15 protein-coding genes and 3 pseudogenes are annotated in these 18,556 nt (G+C 68.8%); 6 read left to right on the top strand and 12 right to left on the bottom strand.

Annotated features, from left to right (window positions below):
- Positions 1 to 164 precede the first annotated feature (164 nt).
- The 4 genes and pseudogenes from KIV56_RS19080 to KIV56_RS19065 all read right to left on the bottom strand — a co-directional run bounded on the left by KIV56_RS19080 (position 165) and on the right by KIV56_RS19065 (position 4,284).
- On the bottom strand, positions 165 to 1,679 hold the full coding sequence (locus KIV56_RS19080; RefSeq protein ID WP_281534661.1) for a lyase family protein: 1,515 nt from the start codon (positions 1,677 to 1,679) through the stop codon (positions 165 to 167).
- Positions 1,680 to 1,716: 37 nt separating this feature from the next.
- Positions 1,717 to 2,022 carry a hypothetical protein gene (locus KIV56_RS20025; RefSeq protein WP_348648426.1) on the bottom strand — a complete coding sequence of 102 codons (306 nt, stop codon included), beginning with the start codon at positions 2,020 to 2,022 and terminating at the stop codon, positions 1,717 to 1,719.
- Positions 2,023 to 2,292: 270 nt separating this feature from the next.
- Positions 2,293 to 3,073: pseudogene (pcaH, locus tag KIV56_RS19070) on the bottom strand (protocatechuate 3,4-dioxygenase subunit beta).
- Positions 3,074 to 3,101: 28 nt separating this feature from the next.
- Positions 3,102 to 4,284: pseudogene (locus KIV56_RS19065) on the bottom strand (4-hydroxybenzoate 3-monooxygenase).
- 262 nt (positions 4,285 to 4,546) lie between these two features.
- On the opposite strand from KIV56_RS19065, the gene KIV56_RS19060 reads away from it, so the two are divergent.
- Both KIV56_RS19060 and KIV56_RS19055 read left to right on the top strand, forming a co-directional pair.
- The gene (locus tag KIV56_RS19060) at positions 4,547 to 4,954 is read left to right on the top strand and encodes a hypothetical protein (RefSeq protein ID WP_281534659.1); all 408 of its coding nucleotides are present in this window, start codon (positions 4,547 to 4,549) and stop codon (positions 4,952 to 4,954) included.
- A 125-nt stretch (positions 4,955 to 5,079) separates the two neighbouring features.
- Positions 5,080 to 5,628 (top strand): hypothetical protein, encoded by a 549-nt coding sequence (locus KIV56_RS19055; protein WP_281534658.1) that lies wholly within the window; start codon positions 5,080 to 5,082, stop codon positions 5,626 to 5,628.
- 72 nt (positions 5,629 to 5,700) lie between these two features.
- Here the strand turns inward: KIV56_RS19055 and KIV56_RS19050 are convergent, their stop codons facing one another.
- The 4 genes from KIV56_RS19050 to KIV56_RS19035 form a co-directional block, all read right to left on the bottom strand.
- Positions 5,701 to 6,357, bottom strand: a complete 657-nt coding sequence (locus KIV56_RS19050; protein WP_281534657.1) for a response regulator transcription factor — start codon at positions 6,355 to 6,357, stop codon at positions 5,701 to 5,703.
- A complete protein-coding gene (locus KIV56_RS19045; RefSeq protein ID WP_281534656.1) occupies positions 6,354 to 7,268 on the bottom strand; it encodes a sensor histidine kinase in 915 nt (304 codons plus the stop codon). Before KIV56_RS19045 ends, KIV56_RS19050 begins: the two co-directional genes overlap by 4 nt.
- Positions 7,183 to 7,827, bottom strand: coding sequence for a hypothetical protein (locus KIV56_RS19040; protein WP_281534655.1), 645 nt, complete (start codon positions 7,825 to 7,827; stop codon positions 7,183 to 7,185). The genes KIV56_RS19045 and KIV56_RS19040 overlap by 86 nt, the downstream gene beginning before the upstream one ends.
- A gap of 106 nt (positions 7,828 to 7,933) precedes the next feature.
- A complete protein-coding gene (locus KIV56_RS19035; RefSeq protein WP_281534654.1) occupies positions 7,934 to 8,743 on the bottom strand; it encodes an IclR family transcriptional regulator in 810 nt (269 codons plus the stop codon).
- Between the two features lie 194 nt (positions 8,744 to 8,937).
- Between KIV56_RS19035 and KIV56_RS19030 the strand changes: the two genes are divergently transcribed.
- The 4 genes and pseudogenes from KIV56_RS19030 (at position 8,938) to KIV56_RS19020 (ending at position 12,703) form a co-directional block, all read left to right on the top strand.
- Complete coding sequence (locus KIV56_RS19030; protein ID WP_281534653.1) at positions 8,938 to 9,210, top strand: hypothetical protein; 273 nt, start codon at positions 8,938 to 8,940, stop codon at positions 9,208 to 9,210.
- Positions 9,207 to 9,695, top strand: a pseudogene (locus tag KIV56_RS20725) (PHP domain-containing protein); the annotation flags it as partial. The gene KIV56_RS19030 and the pseudogene KIV56_RS20725, both read left to right, overlap by 4 nt.
- A gap of 313 nt (positions 9,696 to 10,008) precedes the next feature.
- Positions 10,009 to 12,390: a hypothetical protein gene (locus KIV56_RS19025; protein WP_281536222.1), complete on the top strand. Its 2,382-nt coding sequence runs from the start codon at positions 10,009 to 10,011 to the stop codon at positions 12,388 to 12,390.
- Entirely contained in the window at positions 12,350 to 12,703 is a 354-nt protein-coding gene (locus KIV56_RS19020; RefSeq protein WP_281534652.1) for a hypothetical protein, read from the top strand. The genes KIV56_RS19025 and KIV56_RS19020 overlap by 41 nt, the downstream gene beginning before the upstream one ends.
- A 157-nt stretch (positions 12,704 to 12,860) precedes the next feature.
- Here KIV56_RS19020 and KIV56_RS19015 read toward each other — a convergent pair whose 3' ends face one another.
- The 4 genes from KIV56_RS19015 to KIV56_RS19000 all read right to left on the bottom strand — a co-directional run bounded on the left by KIV56_RS19015 (position 12,861) and on the right by KIV56_RS19000 (position 18,469).
- Positions 12,861 to 13,232, bottom strand: a complete 372-nt coding sequence (locus KIV56_RS19015; RefSeq protein WP_281534651.1) for a hypothetical protein — start codon at positions 13,230 to 13,232, stop codon at positions 12,861 to 12,863.
- Between the two features lie 278 nt (positions 13,233 to 13,510).
- A complete protein-coding gene (locus tag KIV56_RS19010) occupies positions 13,511 to 14,086 on the bottom strand; it encodes a hypothetical protein (protein ID WP_281534650.1) in 576 nt (191 codons plus the stop codon).
- Between the two features lie 372 nt (positions 14,087 to 14,458).
- Positions 14,459 to 16,669, bottom strand: coding sequence for a transglycosylase domain-containing protein (locus KIV56_RS19005; protein ID WP_281534649.1), 2,211 nt, complete (start codon positions 16,667 to 16,669; stop codon positions 14,459 to 14,461).
- A 159-nt stretch (positions 16,670 to 16,828) separates the two neighbouring features.
- Entirely contained in the window at positions 16,829 to 18,469 is a 1,641-nt protein-coding gene (locus KIV56_RS19000; protein WP_281534648.1) for a cellulase family glycosylhydrolase, read from the bottom strand.
- Positions 18,470 to 18,556: the final 87 nt, after the last annotated feature.

The following is an 18,556-nucleotide window of genomic DNA, read 5'->3' as shown; positions in this document are numbered from 1 at the left end:
CGATCGAGGCGGGTCGCCGAAGGCGCCGAGTACGTCGACGACCGTATCCCAGAGCGACGTCGTGGTGCCGAGGGAGGGTCCGAGGACGAGCAGCGGAGCCCGGCCGGTCGGCCCAGGCGCATCGGAAGGCTCAGCGCGAATCGTGCCACGAAGGAGGGGCTGGGTCATGATTCAACCTTCCGTGATCGGTGGGCAGGCACTGCCGGTTCTCCAGGCACCGCCGGTTCACGAGGCGCGTCTGCCTCGAGGTGGGCGCGGTACCGGGCGAGCACCCGGCCGATCGCGGCCGGCCCCTGGCCGAGTCCCGAGTCAGCGTCGAACGCGGCCCAGGCCCTGGCCCGTAGCGCGTCGGTGATTCCCCCGACGGCGCCCTCTGCGGCCAGCAGTCCGCCCAGCGTCACCCGCAGCGGTCGCCGGGTCTCGTGGGACTCCGCGGCAGCACGCTGCACGAGCCCGAAGGCCCGCGTCTTGCCGAGAGCCTCGGCGAGCAGGGTGGTCACGCGTTCGCTGAAGACGAGACCGTCCGTGAAATCGAGGTTGACCCGCATCCGCCCGGGGTGGACGTCGAGGCGCCCGGCGAGGTCTGCCGCGCCGCTGACCGCGGAAACCGCGAGCCGCTCGAGGTCACGCAGGGTCTGCCACTCGGCGTGCCAGGCGCCGCCCGGGCGCTGGTCCTCCGCGAGCAGGCTGCCGTAGAGCGACCCCAGCAGAGCAGGGGTCTGGCGCGCTGCGGCGGTGACGAGCACGGCCGTCACCGGGTTGCGCTTGTGCGGCATGGCACTGGAGCCGCCCTGGCCTGCGCCGAGTCGCTCGCTCACCTCGGCGATCTCGGTGCGCGACAGCACGGACACGTCGAGGGCGAACGCCCCGGCGACCCCGGTCACCGCGGCGAGCGCGGACCCGAGCTCCACGACCGGCAGGCGATCGGTGTGCCAGCTGAGCAGGGGCCGACGCAGGCCGAGCCGGGCGGCGAACCGGTCCGTGACGACGTCGACGGCCGGAGCGCCCGACGTGGCTGCCGTCGGCCCGGCGACCCCGGAGCGGGCGTTCGCGATGGCGGTGAGCACGGCGAGGTTGCCGACGGCGCCGCCGAGCTGCGCGGGCAGCCCGGCGCGCACCCGGGCGAGGGCGGTCGCGGCCGTGAGCACGGCATCGAGCCAGCCGGCCGCCACGAGCCCGAAGCTCGTGGGCGACGCCTGCTGGCCGAGGGTGCGACCGGCCATGATCGTGTCCCGGTGCTGCCCCGCGAGTACGGCGAGCGCGGCGGCGAATTCCCGGAGCCGGTCGGCGAGCTCACGGCAAACCCGGTCGGCGACGAGCATCGCCGCCGTGTCGAGGATGTCCTGGCTCGTGGCGCCGACATGGATGTGGTCGGAGGCCCCGGCGCGCACGCGTTCCGCGGCGAGGCCGAGGTGCTTCACGAGCGGGATCACGGGGTTGCCGCCGTCGCGCCCCTCCCGGGCGATTGCACCGAGGTCGAGCGCGCCGGCGTCGACGAGGGTGTCGCAGACGCCGAGCATCCACTCGGGGGCGAGCGCGGCGTCGACGAGCGCCCGGGTCAGGGCGAGTTCGGCGTCGACCATCGCCTGCAGCCACGCGGCATCGCTCGTGAGCGCCTTGGCCCGGCTGCCGTGGTCGAGCGGGGCCAGCAGCCCCGCGTCGTCGGTGAGCTCAGGCATCGCGGACTCGGGCATCGCCGACTCAGGCATTGACGACTCAGGCATCGAAATCCAGGAACACGGTCTCGTCGTCGCCCTGCAGATGGATGTCGAACCGGTACGAGGCCGCGCCCGTCGGCCCGGTCCCTTCCGGCACGCAGACGAGGGTGTGCCGCCGGTCCGCCGGGACCGCGGCGAGCACGGCATCCGCGGCATTCTGCTCCGCATGCCCGGGGAAGTAGGCCCGGGTGAAGAGGTGGTGGATGAGCCCCCTGGCGAACACGGTGACGAGCACGTATGGCGCACCGCCCGCGACCGGTCCGGGCTCGACCGTCGTGAAGGTGTAGTGACCGCCGAAGTCCACGGCGGCCCTGCCGAAACCCGTGAAGCCGAAACCGTCGCGGGCAAGGGATCCCCGTTCCGGCTGAGGGCGCCGGTCTCGTCGGCCTGCCAGATTTCCAGGATGGCGTCGGGCACGGGGTCACCTGCGCCGTCGAAGACGGTGCCGTGCAGCCGGATCGCATGCGGGTGGTGGCCGGGCACGAGCTCGGCTCCCCCGTCGTACGGCAACGCGAACCCGTAGAACGGTCCCACCGTCTGCGCGGGGGTCTGCACGTACCGAGCGGCAGGCGATTCAGTCATGGGCTTCCTCACTTTCCATCCAGGTGGACTTCGGACCGGTGAGCACGATGTCCCACCGGTAGCCGAGCGAGAACTCGGGCACGCTCAGGTCGTGGTCGTACACGCCGATCAGCCGGGCGCGCGCCGCGGGGTCGGTGATCGACTGGTAGATCGGGTCGAGCGCGAAGAGCGGGTCGCCCGGGAAATACATCTGGGTGATCAGGCGCTGGGTGAACGCGGTGCCGAAGAGGGAGAAGTGGATGTGCGCCGGGCGCCAAGCGTTCAGGTGGTTGCGCCACGGGTACGGGCCTGGCTTGATCGTCGTGAACGAGTACTCGCCGTTGTCCCCGGTGATGACCCGGCCGACGCCGGTGAAGTTGGGGTCGAGCGGAGCCGGATGCTGGTCGCGCTTGTGTACGTAGCGTCCGCCGGCGTTGGCCTGCCAGACCTCGACGAGCTGGTGCCGCACCGGACGCCCCTCGCCGTCGAGCACCCGCCCGGACACCGTCATCCGCTCGCCGAGCGGTTCGCCGTTGTGCTGGATGGTCAGGTCGCTCTCGAGCGGGCTCACGTCGCTGTGCCCGAAGGCGGGTGAGTGCCGTTCGATCTCCTCGGGGTCCGCCCGCACGAGCTCGTGGGTGGGGTGCCGCAGGATCGAGCTGCGATACGGCGGGTAGTCGCGGCGCGGGTGCAGGCTCCGGGGCGTTGCCCTCCGCGACGCGGGCACGGGCATCCGCCTCGATGGCCTGCATCTCCGCGGAGATCTCGTGTTGTGACGCTGCAGTGGTGGTCATGGCGATGATTCCTCTCGGGAGTGGGGGGCTAGAACGGGAGGCCGGAGTACTGTTCGGCGAGCTCGCGCTGGGCGTGCGCCGAGCCCGTGACGTAATCGAGACGGCCGAGCTGGCTCTGGTAGTCGAACTCCATCGTCTGCAGGTCGGTCCGGTTACGGTGCAGCAGGTCGGTCATCCACTGCGAGAACTGCTGTACGCGCCACTGGCGGCGGAGCGCCGCCTCCCCGTAACCGGAGAGGAGGGCGTCGTCGTCCGCATAGTGAGCAGCGAGGCCCGCGGCGAGCATGGTGACGTCGGCGATGGCGGAGTTGAGGCCCTTCGCCCCGGTCGGCGGCACGATGTGTCCGGCGTCCCCCGCGAGGAAGAGGCTCCCGTACGCGAGACGGGAGGCCACGAAGCTGCGCATCGGCGTGATCGACTTGTCGGTGATCTCGCCCTCCTGGAGGGTCCAGCCCGGCACGCCGAGGCGAGCGTGCAGGTTCTCCCAGATCCGTTCGTCGGGCCACTGCTCGAGCGAGTCTGCGGTGTCGACCTGCAGGTAGAGCCGGGAGACGTGCGGCGAACGCATCGAGTGCATCGCGAACCCGTCTTCGTGCAGCGCATAGATGAGTTCGTCGGTCGACGGAGCCACGTTCGCGAGGATCCCGAGCCAGGCGTACGGGTAGCTCCGGTCGTAGAGCGTGATGGCTTCGCGGGGGATGCTGGCGCGACAGACGCCGTGGAAGCCGTCGGCTCCGACGACGAAGTCCGCCGTGATCGTGTGCTGCTCCCCCGCGTGGGCGAACGTCACCCGGGGTGCGCTCGACTCGAGGTCGTGCACCGCGACATCCGCCGCCTCGTAGTAGATCGTGGACCCGGCGGCGTTGTGCGCCGCGATGAGGTCCTTGACGACTTCCTGCTGGCCGTAGACCGTGACGCTGCGGCCGATCAGCCTCCTGGAAGTCGACGTGGTGGCGCTCGCCCCGGAATTGCAGGTAGATGCCGTCGTGTTCGAGGCCCTCGGTCCTGATGCGCTCGCCGAGCCCCAGTCGGGTGAGGGTTTCGACGGCGCTCTGCTCGAGGACACCGGCCCGGATCCGGGCGAGCACGTAGTCCTGCGAGCGGTTCTCGACCACGATCGAGTCGATGCCGGCGTCCCGCAGCGCCCAGCTGAGGAGAAGACCGGCGGGGCCTGCGCCGATGATGGCGACACGGGTGTTTTCTGGGGACACGGGTTCTCCTAGCGACGATGACAGGTGATCGCACTATCTTGCGGAGTCCGCGGCAGCCCGAGGTGGTGGTTTCCACTGAGTGAAAGACCACGGTCCGGACTCATGGCGAGCAGGGTTTTCTAAGAAAGCTCTCATCGGGGTCTCGCGTCCGCCTCATCGACGACGAGGACAGTGTCGGACAGGACAGTGTCGGATGACGGCCCCGACGCCCGATGACGGCACACTGGCTGTGGAGCCTCCCCGGCTGAACAGGAGCAGACCAATGCATGAGCCCATTCCAGCACCCGACAGCCGGCGACCGCGGACCCGTGCCGTCTTCGCCGGGGCCGCGATCGCCGTCGTCGCCACGGCCGGCCTTGTCGCAGCCATGATGAGCTCGCTCGCGCTCGCGGACCAGCCAGGGACGCCCCTCACCGTCCCCGGGGTCACCGTCGCAACCCCCTCACCCGCCCTGAACGACTCTCCGGTCGCAGTGCCGAACGCGGACCCCACTGGAGCGCCGTCCGTCGGCACGGTGCCGTCCACGACACCGGCCACCCCGGGGACCACCCCATCGACCACCGCGCCCGCACCCGAGCTGGTGCCGGCCCCGACCCCCGTGGTCGTGGATGACCACGGCGGCAACCGATCGGGAGGAAGCGGCAGCAGCGGTGGCAGCGGCAAGGACTGAACCGCTTGAACACTAAGAGGGCTCTCACTGACCTCTCCTTCCGGGCTTAGAACAACACCGCAGAGTGGGACCACACAGTGACATCCGCTGTAGCGCCGGTCCCGGCGCCTTCGAAAGGACACCTCATGGCCCACCTGACAAAGAAGAGTTCCCTCGTTTTCGCCACCATCGGCCTCGCCGGGCTTCTGTCTGCGGGTATCGCCACCGCACAGGCAGACACGGGCAGGCACGGCGACGACATCCCGGCGCCGGTCAGCAGTTCCAGCACGACCTCACCAGGAACCGTCGTCGGCACAGACGACCCGGCCACCCACGAACTCGGCGACGATCACGCGACCGACCCCGCCACGCCAACGCCGACTGCTCCCGCCGAAACGACCGACGACCACGATGCAGATTCCCTCGCCGACGACAACGGAGTCGACGACCCGGCCACCCACGACGTCGGTGACGACCACGCCGCCGCCCCGGCGGTGCCCGCCACGCCGGCAACACCCGCCCACGAGGTCGGCGACGACCACGGCATCGACAACCCGGCCACCCACGACGTCGGCGACGACCACGGCACGGACGACCACGGAACGGTCACGTCCGGCTCAGGCAACTCCGGCTCGGATAACTCCGGGCACGGCAACTCCGGACACGACAGCACCGAGCACGGCAACAACGGCTAGAGCTCGACAGACACCGACATCCGCCCGGACCCGTCACCGGGATGGGACCGATGGGCTGCCGGCCCGACGCGATCAGCGCAGCCGGTAGCCCATTCCCCTGACCGTCTCGATGCGCAGGGCTCCGAACTTGGCCCGGAGATAACCGACGTAGACGTCGACCACGTTCGAACCGGGATCGAAGTCGTAGCCCCACACCCGGCTGAGCAGCTGTTCCCGGCTGAGCACCTGGTCGGGGTTGCGCAGGAATTCTTCGGCGAGAGCGAATTCCCTGGCCGACAGGTCGACCTGGCGATCACCGACGATCGCCCGGCGGCTGCGCAGGTCGAGCTGCAGCCCGGGAACGCCCAGGACGGGTTCGAGGACGCGGGACGCGTCCGCCAGACGCAGGCGCACGCGGGCGAGCAGCTCGTCGAACCGGAACGGCTTGGCCATGTAGTCGTTGGCACCGCCCTGAAGGCTCGCCAGCGTGTCCTCGGCGGAGTCCCGCGCCGTGAGGACGATCACCGGGAGGGCAGAATCCTCCGCGCGCAGTCTGCGGAGCACCTCGTAGCCGTCGATTCCCGGCAGGCCGATGTCGAGCACCATCAGGTCGAATCCGCCCGTGAGGGCGAAGTCGAGTGCGTCAGGTCCGGTGCGCACGACCGTTGTCGCATACCCGGCCGCCGACAGCCCCTTGTCGACGAATGTCGCGATCCGCGCTTCGTCCTCTGCAATCAGGATGCGGCTCATGGGGTGACCTCCGTGGTCTCGCGCGCTTCGACGCTTCGGGGTGGGATCGGGATGTCGAGGGTGAACGTGGCGCCCTGGCCCGGCTGCGAGGTCACGAGGACCGAACCGCCGTGGGCATCGGCGATGGCCGCGACGATCGCGAGGCCGAGTCCGGAACCAGTCTCGCCTCGTCCGACCGCCCCCCGCGTGAAGCGTTCGAAGATATGCTCCTGCGCCTCGGTACTGATGCCCGGCCCGTCGTCCCTGACCCAGAGCCGCAGCCGGGATGAGCCGTCTGCCGCACGGTCGATGGCGCTGCCGATGTCGACCGTGCCTCGTGGCGAACCGTGGCTGACGGCGTTCGCGGCGAGCTGGAGCAGGGCCTGGGTGAGTTTTTCGGCGTCGACGTCGGCCGTGACGGAGGCGCTCCGGCTCGACACCCAGTGGTGGTCGGAGAGCGCGGCCGCCTTGGCGCGTACGAGTTCGGTGAGAGCCGCGATATCGGCAGGCGCCCGGTTCAGGCTCACCGGCCGGTTCACCTCTGCGAGTGCGGAGATGTCCCTGACCAGGCCGTTCATCCGGTCGAGTTCGTCGATCGCGAGCGCCCTCGTCGCCGCGACGTCGGCCGGGTCGGATTCGTCCATGAGCTCCAGGTGTCCGCGCACGATCGTGATCGGCGTCTTGAGCTCGTGGCCGATGTCGTCGAGCAGGCGACGCTGGCTGGAGATCGAGTGGTCGAGCCTGTCGAGCATGTCGTTGACGGTTTCGGTCAGGAGGGAGACGTCGTCCCGGCCATAGGCCGGGATGCGCTCGCTCATGTCGGAGGCGGTGATCCGCGCTGCCGCCTCACGGAGGGCGCGGATGGGACGCAGCAGGCGTCCGGAGACCAGCCAGCCGACGAGGCCGAGCAGGACCAGGGTCAGCGCTGCCACTCCCAGATAGGTGCGGAAGGCATCCGTGACGGGACGCAGGCTCGGCGTCGAGATCGAAGGCAGCGCTGAACACCCCGACGGCGGACTCTGTGCCGACGGTGACCGGTGTCGCGACATATCTCAGGGCCCGTCCGTTCCCGACGGCGGTGCCGAGCACGACGGCTCCGTGTGACGTCTCGGCCGTGATCCGCGTGACGAACCCGGCATCGTCTTCGAGGCGGAAGGCGACGTCCCCGGCGGGGGCGAAGGCGGCGGCACCGTTGATGACGGCGAGAGTCGACTCATTCGTTCCCGGCCGCACCCGCTGCACGACGGCGCCGAGCACGCCGGCCAGTGTGGTCTGCCCGGAGTCGCCTGCGATGAAGCGGGCGTCCTCGACCGTCACGTTCAGCGAGGCGTCGAGAGCATCCAGGGTGCGTTCGCGCTGCACCAGATACGCGGTCGTACCTGCCGTGACCATGCCGATCGCTGCAACGGAAAGGATGGCGGCCAGGATGCGCACCCGAACCGACAGCAGGGGTCGCCGGCGACCACGGGGAACGACCTCCTCAACGGGCATTCCCCCATTATCGACTGCTGCGACCATCGAGTGAGGATCCCCGTCCGATCGGTCCGCGATGAGGCCGCAATCAGCCAGTAGCGATCAGTCCGTGGCCGATCCGCGTTCAGCCCGTGGCGCGGCGGTACCCGAGCGCCCTGCCCACCCCGTGGGCCGCGACCCGCACGGCCTGTTCCTGCTCCGGGCTCGGCCGCGGTGTGGTGCGGGTGACGATCGACACGGCCGCAACCACCTGGCCCGTGCGGTCCCTGATCGGCGCCGCGATCGAACTCGACCCGGCCGTCATCTCCTCAGACATGCGGGCGATGCCCTGGCTGCGGATGCCGGCCAGGCGCCGCCGCAATTCCTCAGGGTCGGTCACTGTCTGCGGCAGGAACCGCGGCAACGGCCCGGCCAGGTACTCCTGGATCACCTCGTTCGGCGCGAACGCCAGCAGGACGAGCCCGACGCCGGTGGCGTGCAGCGGCAGTCGGCCCCCCACGCGCGAAATCACCCGTACGGCCTGGTGCCCGGACAGCTTCTCGAGGTAGAGGGCGTCGTTTCCGTCGAGAATCGCGAGGTGCACGTGCTCATGGGTCGACTCGTACAGGTCTTCCAGGTACGGCAGGGCGATCGTACGGAGGTTCCGCGCCGTGGGCGTCTGCACGCCGACCTCCCAGAGTCGCATCCCCAGCGCATAGCGGCCGTCCTCCTGTCGGGCGAGGCCTCCCCAGCTCGTCCACTCGCCGACGAGACGGTGCACCGTCGTCAGCGGAATCCCGGTGCGCTGCGAGATCGCGGTGAGGGTGAGCGAACTCGCCGGCGGCGCGGTGAACGCGTCGAGGATCGCGAAGAGCCGCGCGGCAACGCCGCGGTCATCGACCGGGAACGCCGCAGCGTCCTCGGTTCCCCTCGACTGTGCGGGCTTCCCTGACATCAGCACCACGCTACTCGCCCGCGGACCGGCAGGGATCATATTGGGGCCCATGGCGAATTCCCGCTCCGGCGACTCGCTGCTGTCCCGGCTCGTGACGAGCCTGGCCGACGACGGTCGACGCTGGCCAGTGTCGGCGGGGTGACGTACACTCCCAATATCGAACATTTGTTCGATCATGAGCGAGGAGCCACCGAATGCCCCAGATCATCGACACCCGCGTCGACGTCGAGCTATCGGCCGATGGCGACCCCCGGGCATTCACCTGGGACCGCTTCGAACACACCATCATCGGGCAGCCGCAGGCGGTGTTCACCCGCACCCGCTGGTGGGAGGACGACGGGGTACCCACCCGGATCGACACCGAGCTGTGGCGGGTCGACGCGGCCCGCGGGGGCGAGGAGCAACACCGGTACGACCTGCGACGCGATGTCGACGGGTCGTGGGTGCTCGCCCTCGACTGGGGATGAACGGGCCGGGCAGGTGCGGGGCGGGGGGCGGTTTCCCGCACCTGCACGTCGCGAGCGCATACTCGACCCACTTCGGGGTGACGCTCCCCGAGGCGCTTGCCGGCCAGGCGAACGCCCAGGGGGCCTCCTTTCTCGCCCTCACCGACCGCGACGGACTCTATGGGGCCGTCAAGCACCTCCGGGCGTGTGTGGCGGAGGACATCCGCGCGGGCCTCGGGGCCGACCTCGCGGTGCACGACGATGACCGCGTGCCGATCGGCCGCGTCGTCGTGCTCGCGCACGGCGGCACCAGCGGCCGCGGGTATGCGGCCCTGTGCCGCGCCGTGTCCGCGGCCCACGAGACCGTGTCGACCGGAGCAGGGCCCGAGCCGAGCATCGGCCGGACAGAGCTCGCCGAACTGGCCGGGCTCCGGGCATTGACCGTGCTGCTCGGCCCGGCCTCCGACGTCGGTGAGGCGATCGGCCGCCGCGCAACGAAGGAGGCCGGCGCCCGATTGACCGCCTGGCAGCGGTCGATGCCTGCCGAGTCGGTATGCCTGGAAATCGTCTGCCACCTCGCCGAGCCCGGCAGCCGGGGCAGTGTCACTCCGGCGACCCGCATGCTCGCCCTCGCCGAACAGAGCGGCCTGCCCGCCGTTCTCACGAATGCGGTGCGCTACGGCGAGCCCGAGGAGGCGGTCACCGCAGACCTTGCCGACGCCGCCCGCACCCTGACCCCGCTCGCCGAGGCTCGAGCAGCTCCAGACGAACGGACAAGCCTGGCTCAAACCGGCCGGGGCGATGCGGCAGGTGGCCCGAATGGTCGTCGACGCCGGCCTGCACGACGCCGGCGCGCTCGCGCGCCTGCTGCGCGACACCGAGCTGCTCGCCGACCGCTGCACCCTCGATCCGCAGTCCGACATCGGCCTCGGCACCCCGCGAATGCCGGAGGCGCGCGTGATCGGGGTCACCGGCGACCCGCTCGCCGAACTCTGGAAGCGCGGACGATCCGGCGTCGAGGACCGCTACGCGGCATCCGGTCGGCCGGCCGTCGAGACAGCGCACGCCCGCCTCGAGTACGAGATGGCCACGGTCGAGCACCTCGGCTTCGCGAGCTATTTCCTCACGGTCGCCCGGGTCGCCGACATCGTCAGGGGCATGGGCGTGCGCATCCAGGCCCGTGGCTCGGGCGTCGGCTCTGTGCTCAACTATGCCCTGCACACCTCCTCGGTCGAGCCGATCTCGAACGGCCTGCTCTGGGAGAGGTTCCTCTCCCCCGAACGCCAGACCCTGCCCGACATCGACCTCGACGTGGAGTCGGCCCGCCGCCACGATATCTACCGCACCCTCTTCCAGACCTTCGGCAGCGACCGGGTCTCACTGATGTCGATGACCAACGCCTACCGTGGTCGCGGCGCCGTCCGGGACGCGGGGCTCGCACTCGGCATGGACGCCGGGCAGGTGTCGGCAATCGCGAAGCAGATGTGGCGATTCAATGCCCGCGACTTCCGCCGCGCCCTCGAGGAGAAACCCGAGCTCGAACCGCTCGCCGCTGAAGTCCGCGCGTCACAACAGCTCGACCAGCTCGTCGACCTCACGGCGCGGCTCGATCGGCTTCCGCGGCACATCTCGGTGCACCCGTGCGGCGTGATCCTCTCGGACGCGAGCCTGCTCGACCGCACGCCGGTGCAGGCCTCGGGTATGGGCCTGCCGATGTCCCAGTTCGACAAGCACGACATGGACCCGATGGGCCTGATCAAGCTCGACATCCTCGGCGTGCGGATGCAGTCAGCGATGGCACATGCCGTCGAGGAGCACCGACGCCTGACCGGAGAGAGCATCGACCTCGACCGGATCCCCCTCGACGACGAGCCGACCTACGAACTCATCCGCTCGACGCGCACCCTCGGCATCTTCCAGCTCGAGTCTCCCGGCCAGATGGAACTCGTCGGCAAGTTGCAGCCCGAGGTCTTCAATGACCTCACCGTGGAGATCTCCCTGTTCCGCCCTGGCCCGATGAAGAACAACATGCCCCTGCTCTACTTGCAGGCCAGGCACGGCGAGGTCATGCCCGACTACATCCATCCGCGATTCGAGCCGATCCTGCGGGAGACCCGCGGTGTCGTCATCTTCCACGAGCAGGTGATGCGCCTCTTCGACGAACTGACCGGCTGCGGCCTGGGCAAGGCGGATGTCTTCCGCAGGCACCTGGGGAAACCCGAGCAGCTGCCCCTCATCGAGGCGTACGTCCGTGAACAGGCTCTGACGCGCGGGTTCCCTCCCGCTGTGATCGACCGGATCTGGACCGTGCTCGCCGGCTTCGGCAGCTTCGGCTTCGCCAAGGCCCACGGCGCCGCGTTCGCCCTGCCCACCTACCAGTCGGCGTGGCTGAAGACCCATCACCCTGCGGTGTTCCTTGCCGGCCTCCTCACCCACGACCCGGGAATGTGGCCGAAGGACCTGCTCGTGGCGGAGGCCAGGGTGCTCGGGGTTCCCGTGCTGCCGCTCGACGTGCAGCACAGCGTGCTCGACTACCGGGTCGAGGACCTTCCTCCTGGCTACGCCGCGCCTGGCCGTGCAGTACCGGAGCCGACCGAACCGGAGCCGACCGAACCGGAACCGGCCGGGCCGGCCGCGCCGCGCCGCGGCATCCGCCTGGCGCTGCCGGAGCTCTCGGGCAGCACCGTCGCAGAGCGGGCCCGGATCGTGCGGCACCAACCGTTCTCATCGCTGCAGGATTTCCGGGACCGGGTGCGGCCGCGCCGGTCGAGCTTCGAGGCGCTCGCGCGGGTCGGTGCCCTCGACAGCTTCATCGGCTACGACCGTGAGCGACGGCACGAGTTGCTCGCGCACATCCAGTCGCTCCGCGGCACGGCCCTTGCCGTGCACGACGACCAGCTCGCCTTCGAGGTCGACCTGCCGGTCCCTCGATACTCCGGCGACCGGTTCACCGCGGTCACCTCCCTCGAACTGCGCGGTCGCACCCAGACCGAACTCGAGCCTGCGCGACCTGAGCCTCGCCGTGTCCGGGCATCAGCTCGCCCGCTTCTATCCGCTCTTCGCCGAGCTCGGCGTCACCCCGGCTTCGGCCCTCGGCGACCTGCCCGGCGGGACCGAGGTGCTCCTCGCTGGGGTGCGTCGGGCGACGAACACCCCGCCGATGCGCGGCGGGCGCCGGGTCGTGTTCGTCAGCCTCGATGACGGCACCGGGCCGGTCGCGAACGTCGTGTTCTTCCACGACGCCCAGGAACGCATCGGCGGCCCGGTCTTCCAGACCCGGCACCTGCTCGTCCGCGGCCGCACCCGGCGCTCGGGTGCGAAGGGGGTATCCGTGACGGGAGAGATGCTCTGGGACCTCGCCGATGCCGCCCGACTGGTCAAACAGCGGCACAGCGCCGAGCGCGCGGCCGAGAACGCTGCGGGCGACGAAGCACGGGCTGAGGCTCTGGCGGCCGAACTCGCCGCGGTCTCGCCCGCCAACGTGCGCCACCTCTGGTCAGCTCGCTCCGCGTGACCTGCCTGATCCGACGGGTGGACCCGAGCCGGTGCAGGGCCAATCCTCGCCCGGACAGGCGGATGCCCGGTGCCGCAGACGCGGCACCGGGCATCCGGTGGATCCTTATATGGGCCGTCCGGCGGTAGATCCGGACGGCCTCCCGACTATGCGGCGACTACTGGTTCACCTGGCTGGTCGTCTCGACGGTCAGCCATGGGCCGGCCGGAACTGCCGACCGGTCCACGAAACGCCAGCTGACGTGGTCGTTGTCACCATCGAGGTCCGAGAAGCCGAGGCATCCGTTGAGTGCCGGTGACACGTCGGTGCCTGCACCCTGGCTCGGGTCGCCGCTGAACTGCTTGTTCACCGGACGGGCGTTGTTACTTCCGAACACGTAGGCCGCGTCGTGGTACAGCGAACCACTCGAGGGGCCCGCGTCCTCAACCTGGCCGTAGCACGTCTGGCCGTTCGGGCCGGTGAGCTGGACCCAGTGGTTCTTCATGTACGAGTAGTTCGAGTCACCGTGGTGAGCGCTGTACGGGGCCACGTTCGCCCACGGTACGACGGTGTCACGGTTAGCGAACGCCGACGCGTCGTTGATGTCGTCGTAAGGAAGATCCAGATAGGAACGGGTTCTCGAGCGGCTTGGGCTGGCTGGTCGGGAAGTAGCCGTTGGCAGCGGTGCGCTTCTCTGTCGTGCAGGTGAAGGTCGCAGCGGTCGCGCCGCTGGACGGGCCATCGCATCCTCCGACGGGTGAGCCGCCGCAGCCCGTGTCCGTGGAGGACCCGAGCTGAACGCCGGTGTGGTGAAGCGCCCATTTGCTGTCATAGGTGCTGCAGACCTGGCTGCCGTCGCTGAGGTTCGCGTTGAAGATCTCGCCGACCCAGAAGGTCGTCGACACGATGTTGGTGTGCAGCGGGGACGTTCCGATGGCGACGGGCGGCGGCGTCGGAGTAGGCGTCGGGGTTGGTGTCGGCGTCGGGGTAGGCGTCGGCGTCGGCGTCGGGGTAGGCGTCGGAGTCGGAGTCGGAGTCGGAGTCGGAGTAGGCGTAGGCGTAGGCGTAGGCGTGGGCTTCGGCGTCGGCGTCGGCGTCGGCGTAGGCGTAGGCGTGGGCTTCGGCGTAGGCGTCGGAGTAGGCGTCGGCGTAGGCGTCGGCGTAGGCGTAGGCGTCGGAGTCGGAGTCGGCGTCGGCGTAGGAGTCGGCGTCGGCGTAGGCGTAGGCGTCGGCGTAGGTGTCGGCGTAGGTGTCGGCGTAGGTGTCGGCGTAGGTGTCGGCGTAGGCTGGTGGTGGTTCTTGCGGTGCGACCAGACCCCGGTGACGGCGAGCCAGCCTGACTGTGCGCTTACGGACGACGAACCGGAGGATGCCGGCGAATGGTCCCCGGACGCGAACGCGCACGAGGCTGTTGTGCCGACGACGATGCACGGGGCCGCCGTTGCGGCGACGACGCCGCCTGCGAGTTTGCGACGCGCGGTTGTGCTACGCGGCGAGAACTTCTCGGCGCGACGAAAGAGCTGTTGCATGGAGTTTTTTGCCTTTCAGATGACCGGAACGCGCCGATCACAAATCCATCCACAGAACCTACGACACGCATTTTCGATGGGTTGACTGTAACCCATTCGGGGTACAGGACTCGGGAAAGTACCCCCAGTTTCAAAGCTGCGCTAGGGGCTTGACAAATTAAAATACTGAGAGAACGCCGTGATTACGGGGAATTCAGAACAAATTCCGAGGTGAGAATCTCTCAGGAACTCTCAGGAAGAAAAACGGTCAGCGCGGCGTTGACGAGGGCGTCGGCGTCGGTGCCGTGCGTGGTGCCGCCGGTTTCGGCGTCGGCGTCGGTGACGGATTGGCCTCGATGAAGGCGTCCCCACCGTACTTCGCATTCGCCACCGACATCACCGCAGGCCACATCCGGTGCCGGGCGGTCGCGGCCTGGCCGCTGTCGAAGTAGGTCGTCCGTTGGTTCGCGTCACCCGTGAGGCTGACTACCGCGACGACCGTTGCGACCTTCGTGCTCGCTCCGGTCATCCAGGTGTCCTTGTTGCCATCCGTCGTGCCGGTCTTGCCGATCACGGGTACCTGCGGCACCATGCCCCGGTTCGACTGCTGCCCGGTCCCGTTCGTCATCACTTTGCGCATGGCATAGGCCATGCCCGCAGCGACCGTGGGGTCGACGGAGGCGGCGCACTCGCTGCTCGGGACGGGAACGTCCTGACCGGTCGGGCCGACGATCCGGTCGATCACGATGGGGCTGCAGGTCACTCCCTTGTTCGCGATTCCCGCGAATGCGACGGCCATGCTCAACGGCGCGATCTCGTTCGTGCCGATCACCGAGGATGCGCTCTCCAGGAGTGGAGTCTCATCGGCACGGTGCATCCGGAACGCCTCCGCGGTCTTGCGGATTCCGCACAGGTCCAGCTTCTTGGCCATCCCGATGTACCCCGTGTTGATCGAGCCCACGGTCGCCTCGAGGGCGCTGTAGTGGGCACCGCTCTCGTTCGCGTCGTTCTTCGGGTTCCACTTCTCTTTGTCGTAGTTCTGGGGGCCGAGGCAGCTGTCCTGAAAGGTCCCCCAATTGGCCTTGCGGCGGGAGTCCACACGTTCATAGAGGGCGTGGCCTTCCTTGAGCCATTCGGCGAGGGTGAACACCTTGTACCCGGATCCGGGCTGGAAGCCGCTCGAACCGCCGTCGGCATAGTCGGTGTTGAAGTTGATGCTCGTGTAGTTCGCGCCGGTGGCTTCAACGACGGGATCCTGGCTGTAGTCCTTGTTCTGCACCATCGCGAGCACCCGACCGGTGCCGACCTGCACGCTGGAGATGACGGCGCCGACATCCCAGCCGGGGAAGGTCATCGGCACATTCTGCTTCATCGTGGTCTCCGCGGCGATCTGGAGGTCCAGGTCGATGGTCGTGTAGACGTTGTAGCCGCCCCGCCGGAAGTTGAGTAGCCGGGTGTCGGCATCCGCCCCGAACGCTGGGTCATTCCGAAGCACGTGCGTCACGTAGTCGCAGAAATAGGCACTGCCGCCCGCGGTCTGGCAGCCGGTACTGGGTTCCTGGATGCTGGGTTCGACCGGTGCCGCAACCGCCGCCGCGTAATCGGCCGGACCGATCGTGCCGTACTTCAGCATCGTCCCGAGGATATAGTCCCGGCGTTCCCGGTTCGCCGCGTAGCCGTTCGCCGCACCGTTGGTGGCGCTGTTCGGGTCGTCGAGCTGGAACTTGACCGGGTTGTTGATGATGGCGACGAGGCTCGCGGCCTGTGGCAGGCTCACGGCCGCAGCCGTCGTGTTGAAGTAATATTCGGCGGCCGCCTCGATTCCGTAGACCGTTCCTCCGAAACCGGTGATATTGAGGTACTGGCGAAGGATGTCCTTTTTGGAATACTTCTTTTCGACGCCGATCGCGAGCCGCATCTCCTTGACCTTGCGCTCGGCGCTCGTGCGGGTGGCCGCTGCGTAGCAGGAGTCACGCCCCGCGGGATCAGGGAGCACCTCGCACTTCTGAACGAGCACGTTCTTGACATATTGCTGGGTGATGGACGACCCGCCCTGGGTTGCCCCGCCAAGGCTCACACTGAGCCCTGCACGGATCGTGCCCTGCAAGTCGATCCCGCCGTGTGCATAGAAACGCGGGTCCTCACTCGAGATCGCGGCGTCTGTCACGAAGGGACTGATCGCGTCCGAGCCGACCTCGATCCGGTTCTGGTCGTAGAAGGAGGCGAGCAGGCGGGGAGAGCCGTCGCCCTGCATCGCGTAGATATTGCTCTTCTGGGAGAGACGGTCGATCGAGAGGTATTCCGGAAGGCTTTCGAAGGTGTTGATCGTGTCCGTGACGGCGAGTCCCGACAGCGCGACGACAGGCGTCACCGACGCGGCGACCAGAAGTCCCGCGACCGCGCTCATGGCCACGAGTCCGACCAGCCCGCCCATGACGCCGCCGGGCGTGCGCCGCTCCTGGAATTCCGTCGTCCGCATCTGAACCCCCCATCTGGGTTCATGGAACTCCGGGGTCGTCAGAATTGCTAGGGGCGTCTCACGATCGTTATCTGAGCGATCAGGTCAGGGCGACGGATGCCGCGTTGTCGCGGATCGCCGCGGTCCCGGTCCGGTGCACGGAGTCTGGCAGCTCGAGGCCTACCTGGCGGTGAGGGTCAATGTCGGTGCAGCCGGGGCCCTGGTCGCTTCGACCTGAAGGCCCACCCAGACGCTCTGCCCCGGGGAAATCGTGCTCGCCCATCCCGCTCCGGTGCACGTGACAGAGGTCCTGACCTTGACGGTGCACGTCATGCCCCACGCGTTGGTCACCGCGGTCACGGTCGGATCGGACCAGGTGACACTCCAGGCCTTGGCACCGGTCGCACTCTTCACCTGGAAGTCGGCGACGTAGCCGGTGCCCCAGGCGCTCTGCAGGTTCCACGTCGTGGTGATCGAGGCAGAGCCGGGGACGGGCGTCGCCGTCGGCGTCGGCGTCGGCGTAGCAGTCGGCTTCGGTGTCGGTGTCGGTGTCGGTGTCGGTGTCGGTGTAGCAGTCGGCGTCGGCGGAATGACGATCGGAGTCCCTGCGCCGAGCAGCGGGGCGAGGGCCGTGAGCTTGGCGGCCTCGGGGGTTACCCAGTCGTCCTTCACGATGCCGCCGGTGTCTCCGCTGTTCGGGTTGAACGACCAGTACGCGAAGCTCATGCCGGTGCTCGCGAGGTAGGGCACGAGCTTGGCAAGCCACTTCTGGTCGGAGTCGGTCACGAGCTTGGTGCCGAACTCGCCGAGCAGTACCGGTGCGATCCCGGTCTTGCTGATGTAGCCCCAGTTCTGGTCCCAGACCGCGGCCAGGTTGTCGGGGTAGTTGGCCGCGGTGAACCACTTCTGCGCGTAGACCGTCGCCGGGTAGTCGTGGGGCGAGTACACCACCCGGTTCGCCACGGAGAGCACGACAGGCTTGGCCTTGACGCCACTCAGGCCGCCGCCCCACCAGGTGGATTCGCCGCTGGCCTGGTTCTCGATGCCTTCGACGAGGATCAGCAGCCTGGGGTTCACAGCGAGCACGGCGTTGCCAGCGCGGGTCGCGGCGGCCTGCCAGTCGATCGCGGGGTTTCCGCAGCCCCAGCATGCCTGTCCGTGCGGTTCGTTGTGCAGGTCGAAGCCGATCACGGTCGGATCGTTCTTGTACCGGGCGGCGAGTGCCTGCCAGTCGCTGATCCACGTGGCCTCACTGTATTGCGCTGTGTACCAGAGTTCCGATTGACCTCCGGAATCCGGGCGGTGCCGGTCGAGGATGACATTGAGTCCGACGACCTTCGCCCGGGCTACGACCGTGTCCATCAGCTGCTGCGGGGTCAGCCCGGCGAGGGTGGGGTTCACCGCATAGTTGATCGAATTGCTCGGGGCCCCGCCGAGGCACTCGTTCGAGAACGGCAGCCGCAGGGTGTTGAATCCGAGCGACTTGATCTGCGCGAGGCCGGCGTCGAGGCCGATCGTCCAGAGTCCGTGCGGAGCGCAATTGCTCGTCTCCATTCCGAACCAGGAGATGGCCTTGACGACATAGGTCTGGTTTGCGGAGTTCTGGATCGAGCCGCCTGCGGTGTGCAGCCAGCCGGACGGAGCGCTGACGGGGGATGCCGCAAATGCCGCCGGCTGCGGAGTGGCCGTAACGAGGCCGCCCGTCACAAGCAGGGCGGCGGCGACGAACGCGATCAGGCGTCCCGTTGCGCCTCGGCGCCGCGGTCGTACCGGCGTCGTTGGGGAAATCCGCCTCGTGGCATAGCTGTCGCGAGCTCTCATGCTGGTCCCCCCAGTATTCCGCGGACGTGGTTCCCGATGGCCGCCCCTCGGGGCGGCAAGATCGTCCGTTAGCCCCATAGTAGGGGT

Source organism: Cryobacterium breve (assembly GCF_027594785.1).
GTDB classification, from domain to species: domain Bacteria; phylum Actinomycetota; class Actinomycetes; order Actinomycetales; family Microbacteriaceae; genus Cryobacterium; species Cryobacterium breve_A.
This window is presented reverse-complemented; position numbering and strand designations above follow the sequence as displayed.

Excerpts from the sequence above, each read along its gene's own strand:
- KIV56_RS19080 (WP_281534661.1), bottom strand. The coding sequence starts at position 1,679 with ATGCCTGAGCTCACCGACGACGCGGGGCTGCTGGCCCCGCTCGACCAC.
- KIV56_RS19060 (WP_281534659.1), top strand. The coding sequence starts at position 4,547 with ATGCATGAGCCCATTCCAGCACCCGACAGCCGGCGACCGCGGACCCGT.
- KIV56_RS19055 (WP_281534658.1), top strand. The coding sequence starts at position 5,080 with ATGGCCCACCTGACAAAGAAGAGTTCCCTCGTTTTCGCCACCATCGGC.
- KIV56_RS19050 (WP_281534657.1), bottom strand. The coding sequence starts at position 6,357 with ATGAGCCGCATCCTGATTGCAGAGGACGAAGCGCGGATCGCGACATTC.
- KIV56_RS19040 (WP_281534655.1), bottom strand. The coding sequence starts at position 7,827 with ATGCCCGTTGAGGAGGTCGTTCCCCGTGGTCGCCGGCGACCCCTGCTG.
- KIV56_RS19035 (WP_281534654.1), bottom strand. The coding sequence starts at position 8,743 with ATGTCAGGGAAGCCCGCACAGTCGAGGGGAACCGAGGACGCTGCGGCG.
- KIV56_RS19030 (WP_281534653.1), top strand. The coding sequence starts at position 8,938 with ATGCCCCAGATCATCGACACCCGCGTCGACGTCGAGCTATCGGCCGAT.
- KIV56_RS19025 (WP_281536222.1), top strand. The coding sequence starts at position 10,009 with ATGGTCGTCGACGCCGGCCTGCACGACGCCGGCGCGCTCGCGCGCCTG.
- KIV56_RS19020 (WP_281534652.1), top strand. The coding sequence starts at position 12,350 with ATGCGCGGCGGGCGCCGGGTCGTGTTCGTCAGCCTCGATGACGGCACC.
- KIV56_RS19005 (WP_281534649.1), bottom strand. The coding sequence starts at position 16,669 with ATGCGGACGACGGAATTCCAGGAGCGGCGCACGCCCGGCGGCGTCATG.
- KIV56_RS19000 (WP_281534648.1), bottom strand. The coding sequence starts at position 18,469 with ATGAGAGCTCGCGACAGCTATGCCACGAGGCGGATTTCCCCAACGACG.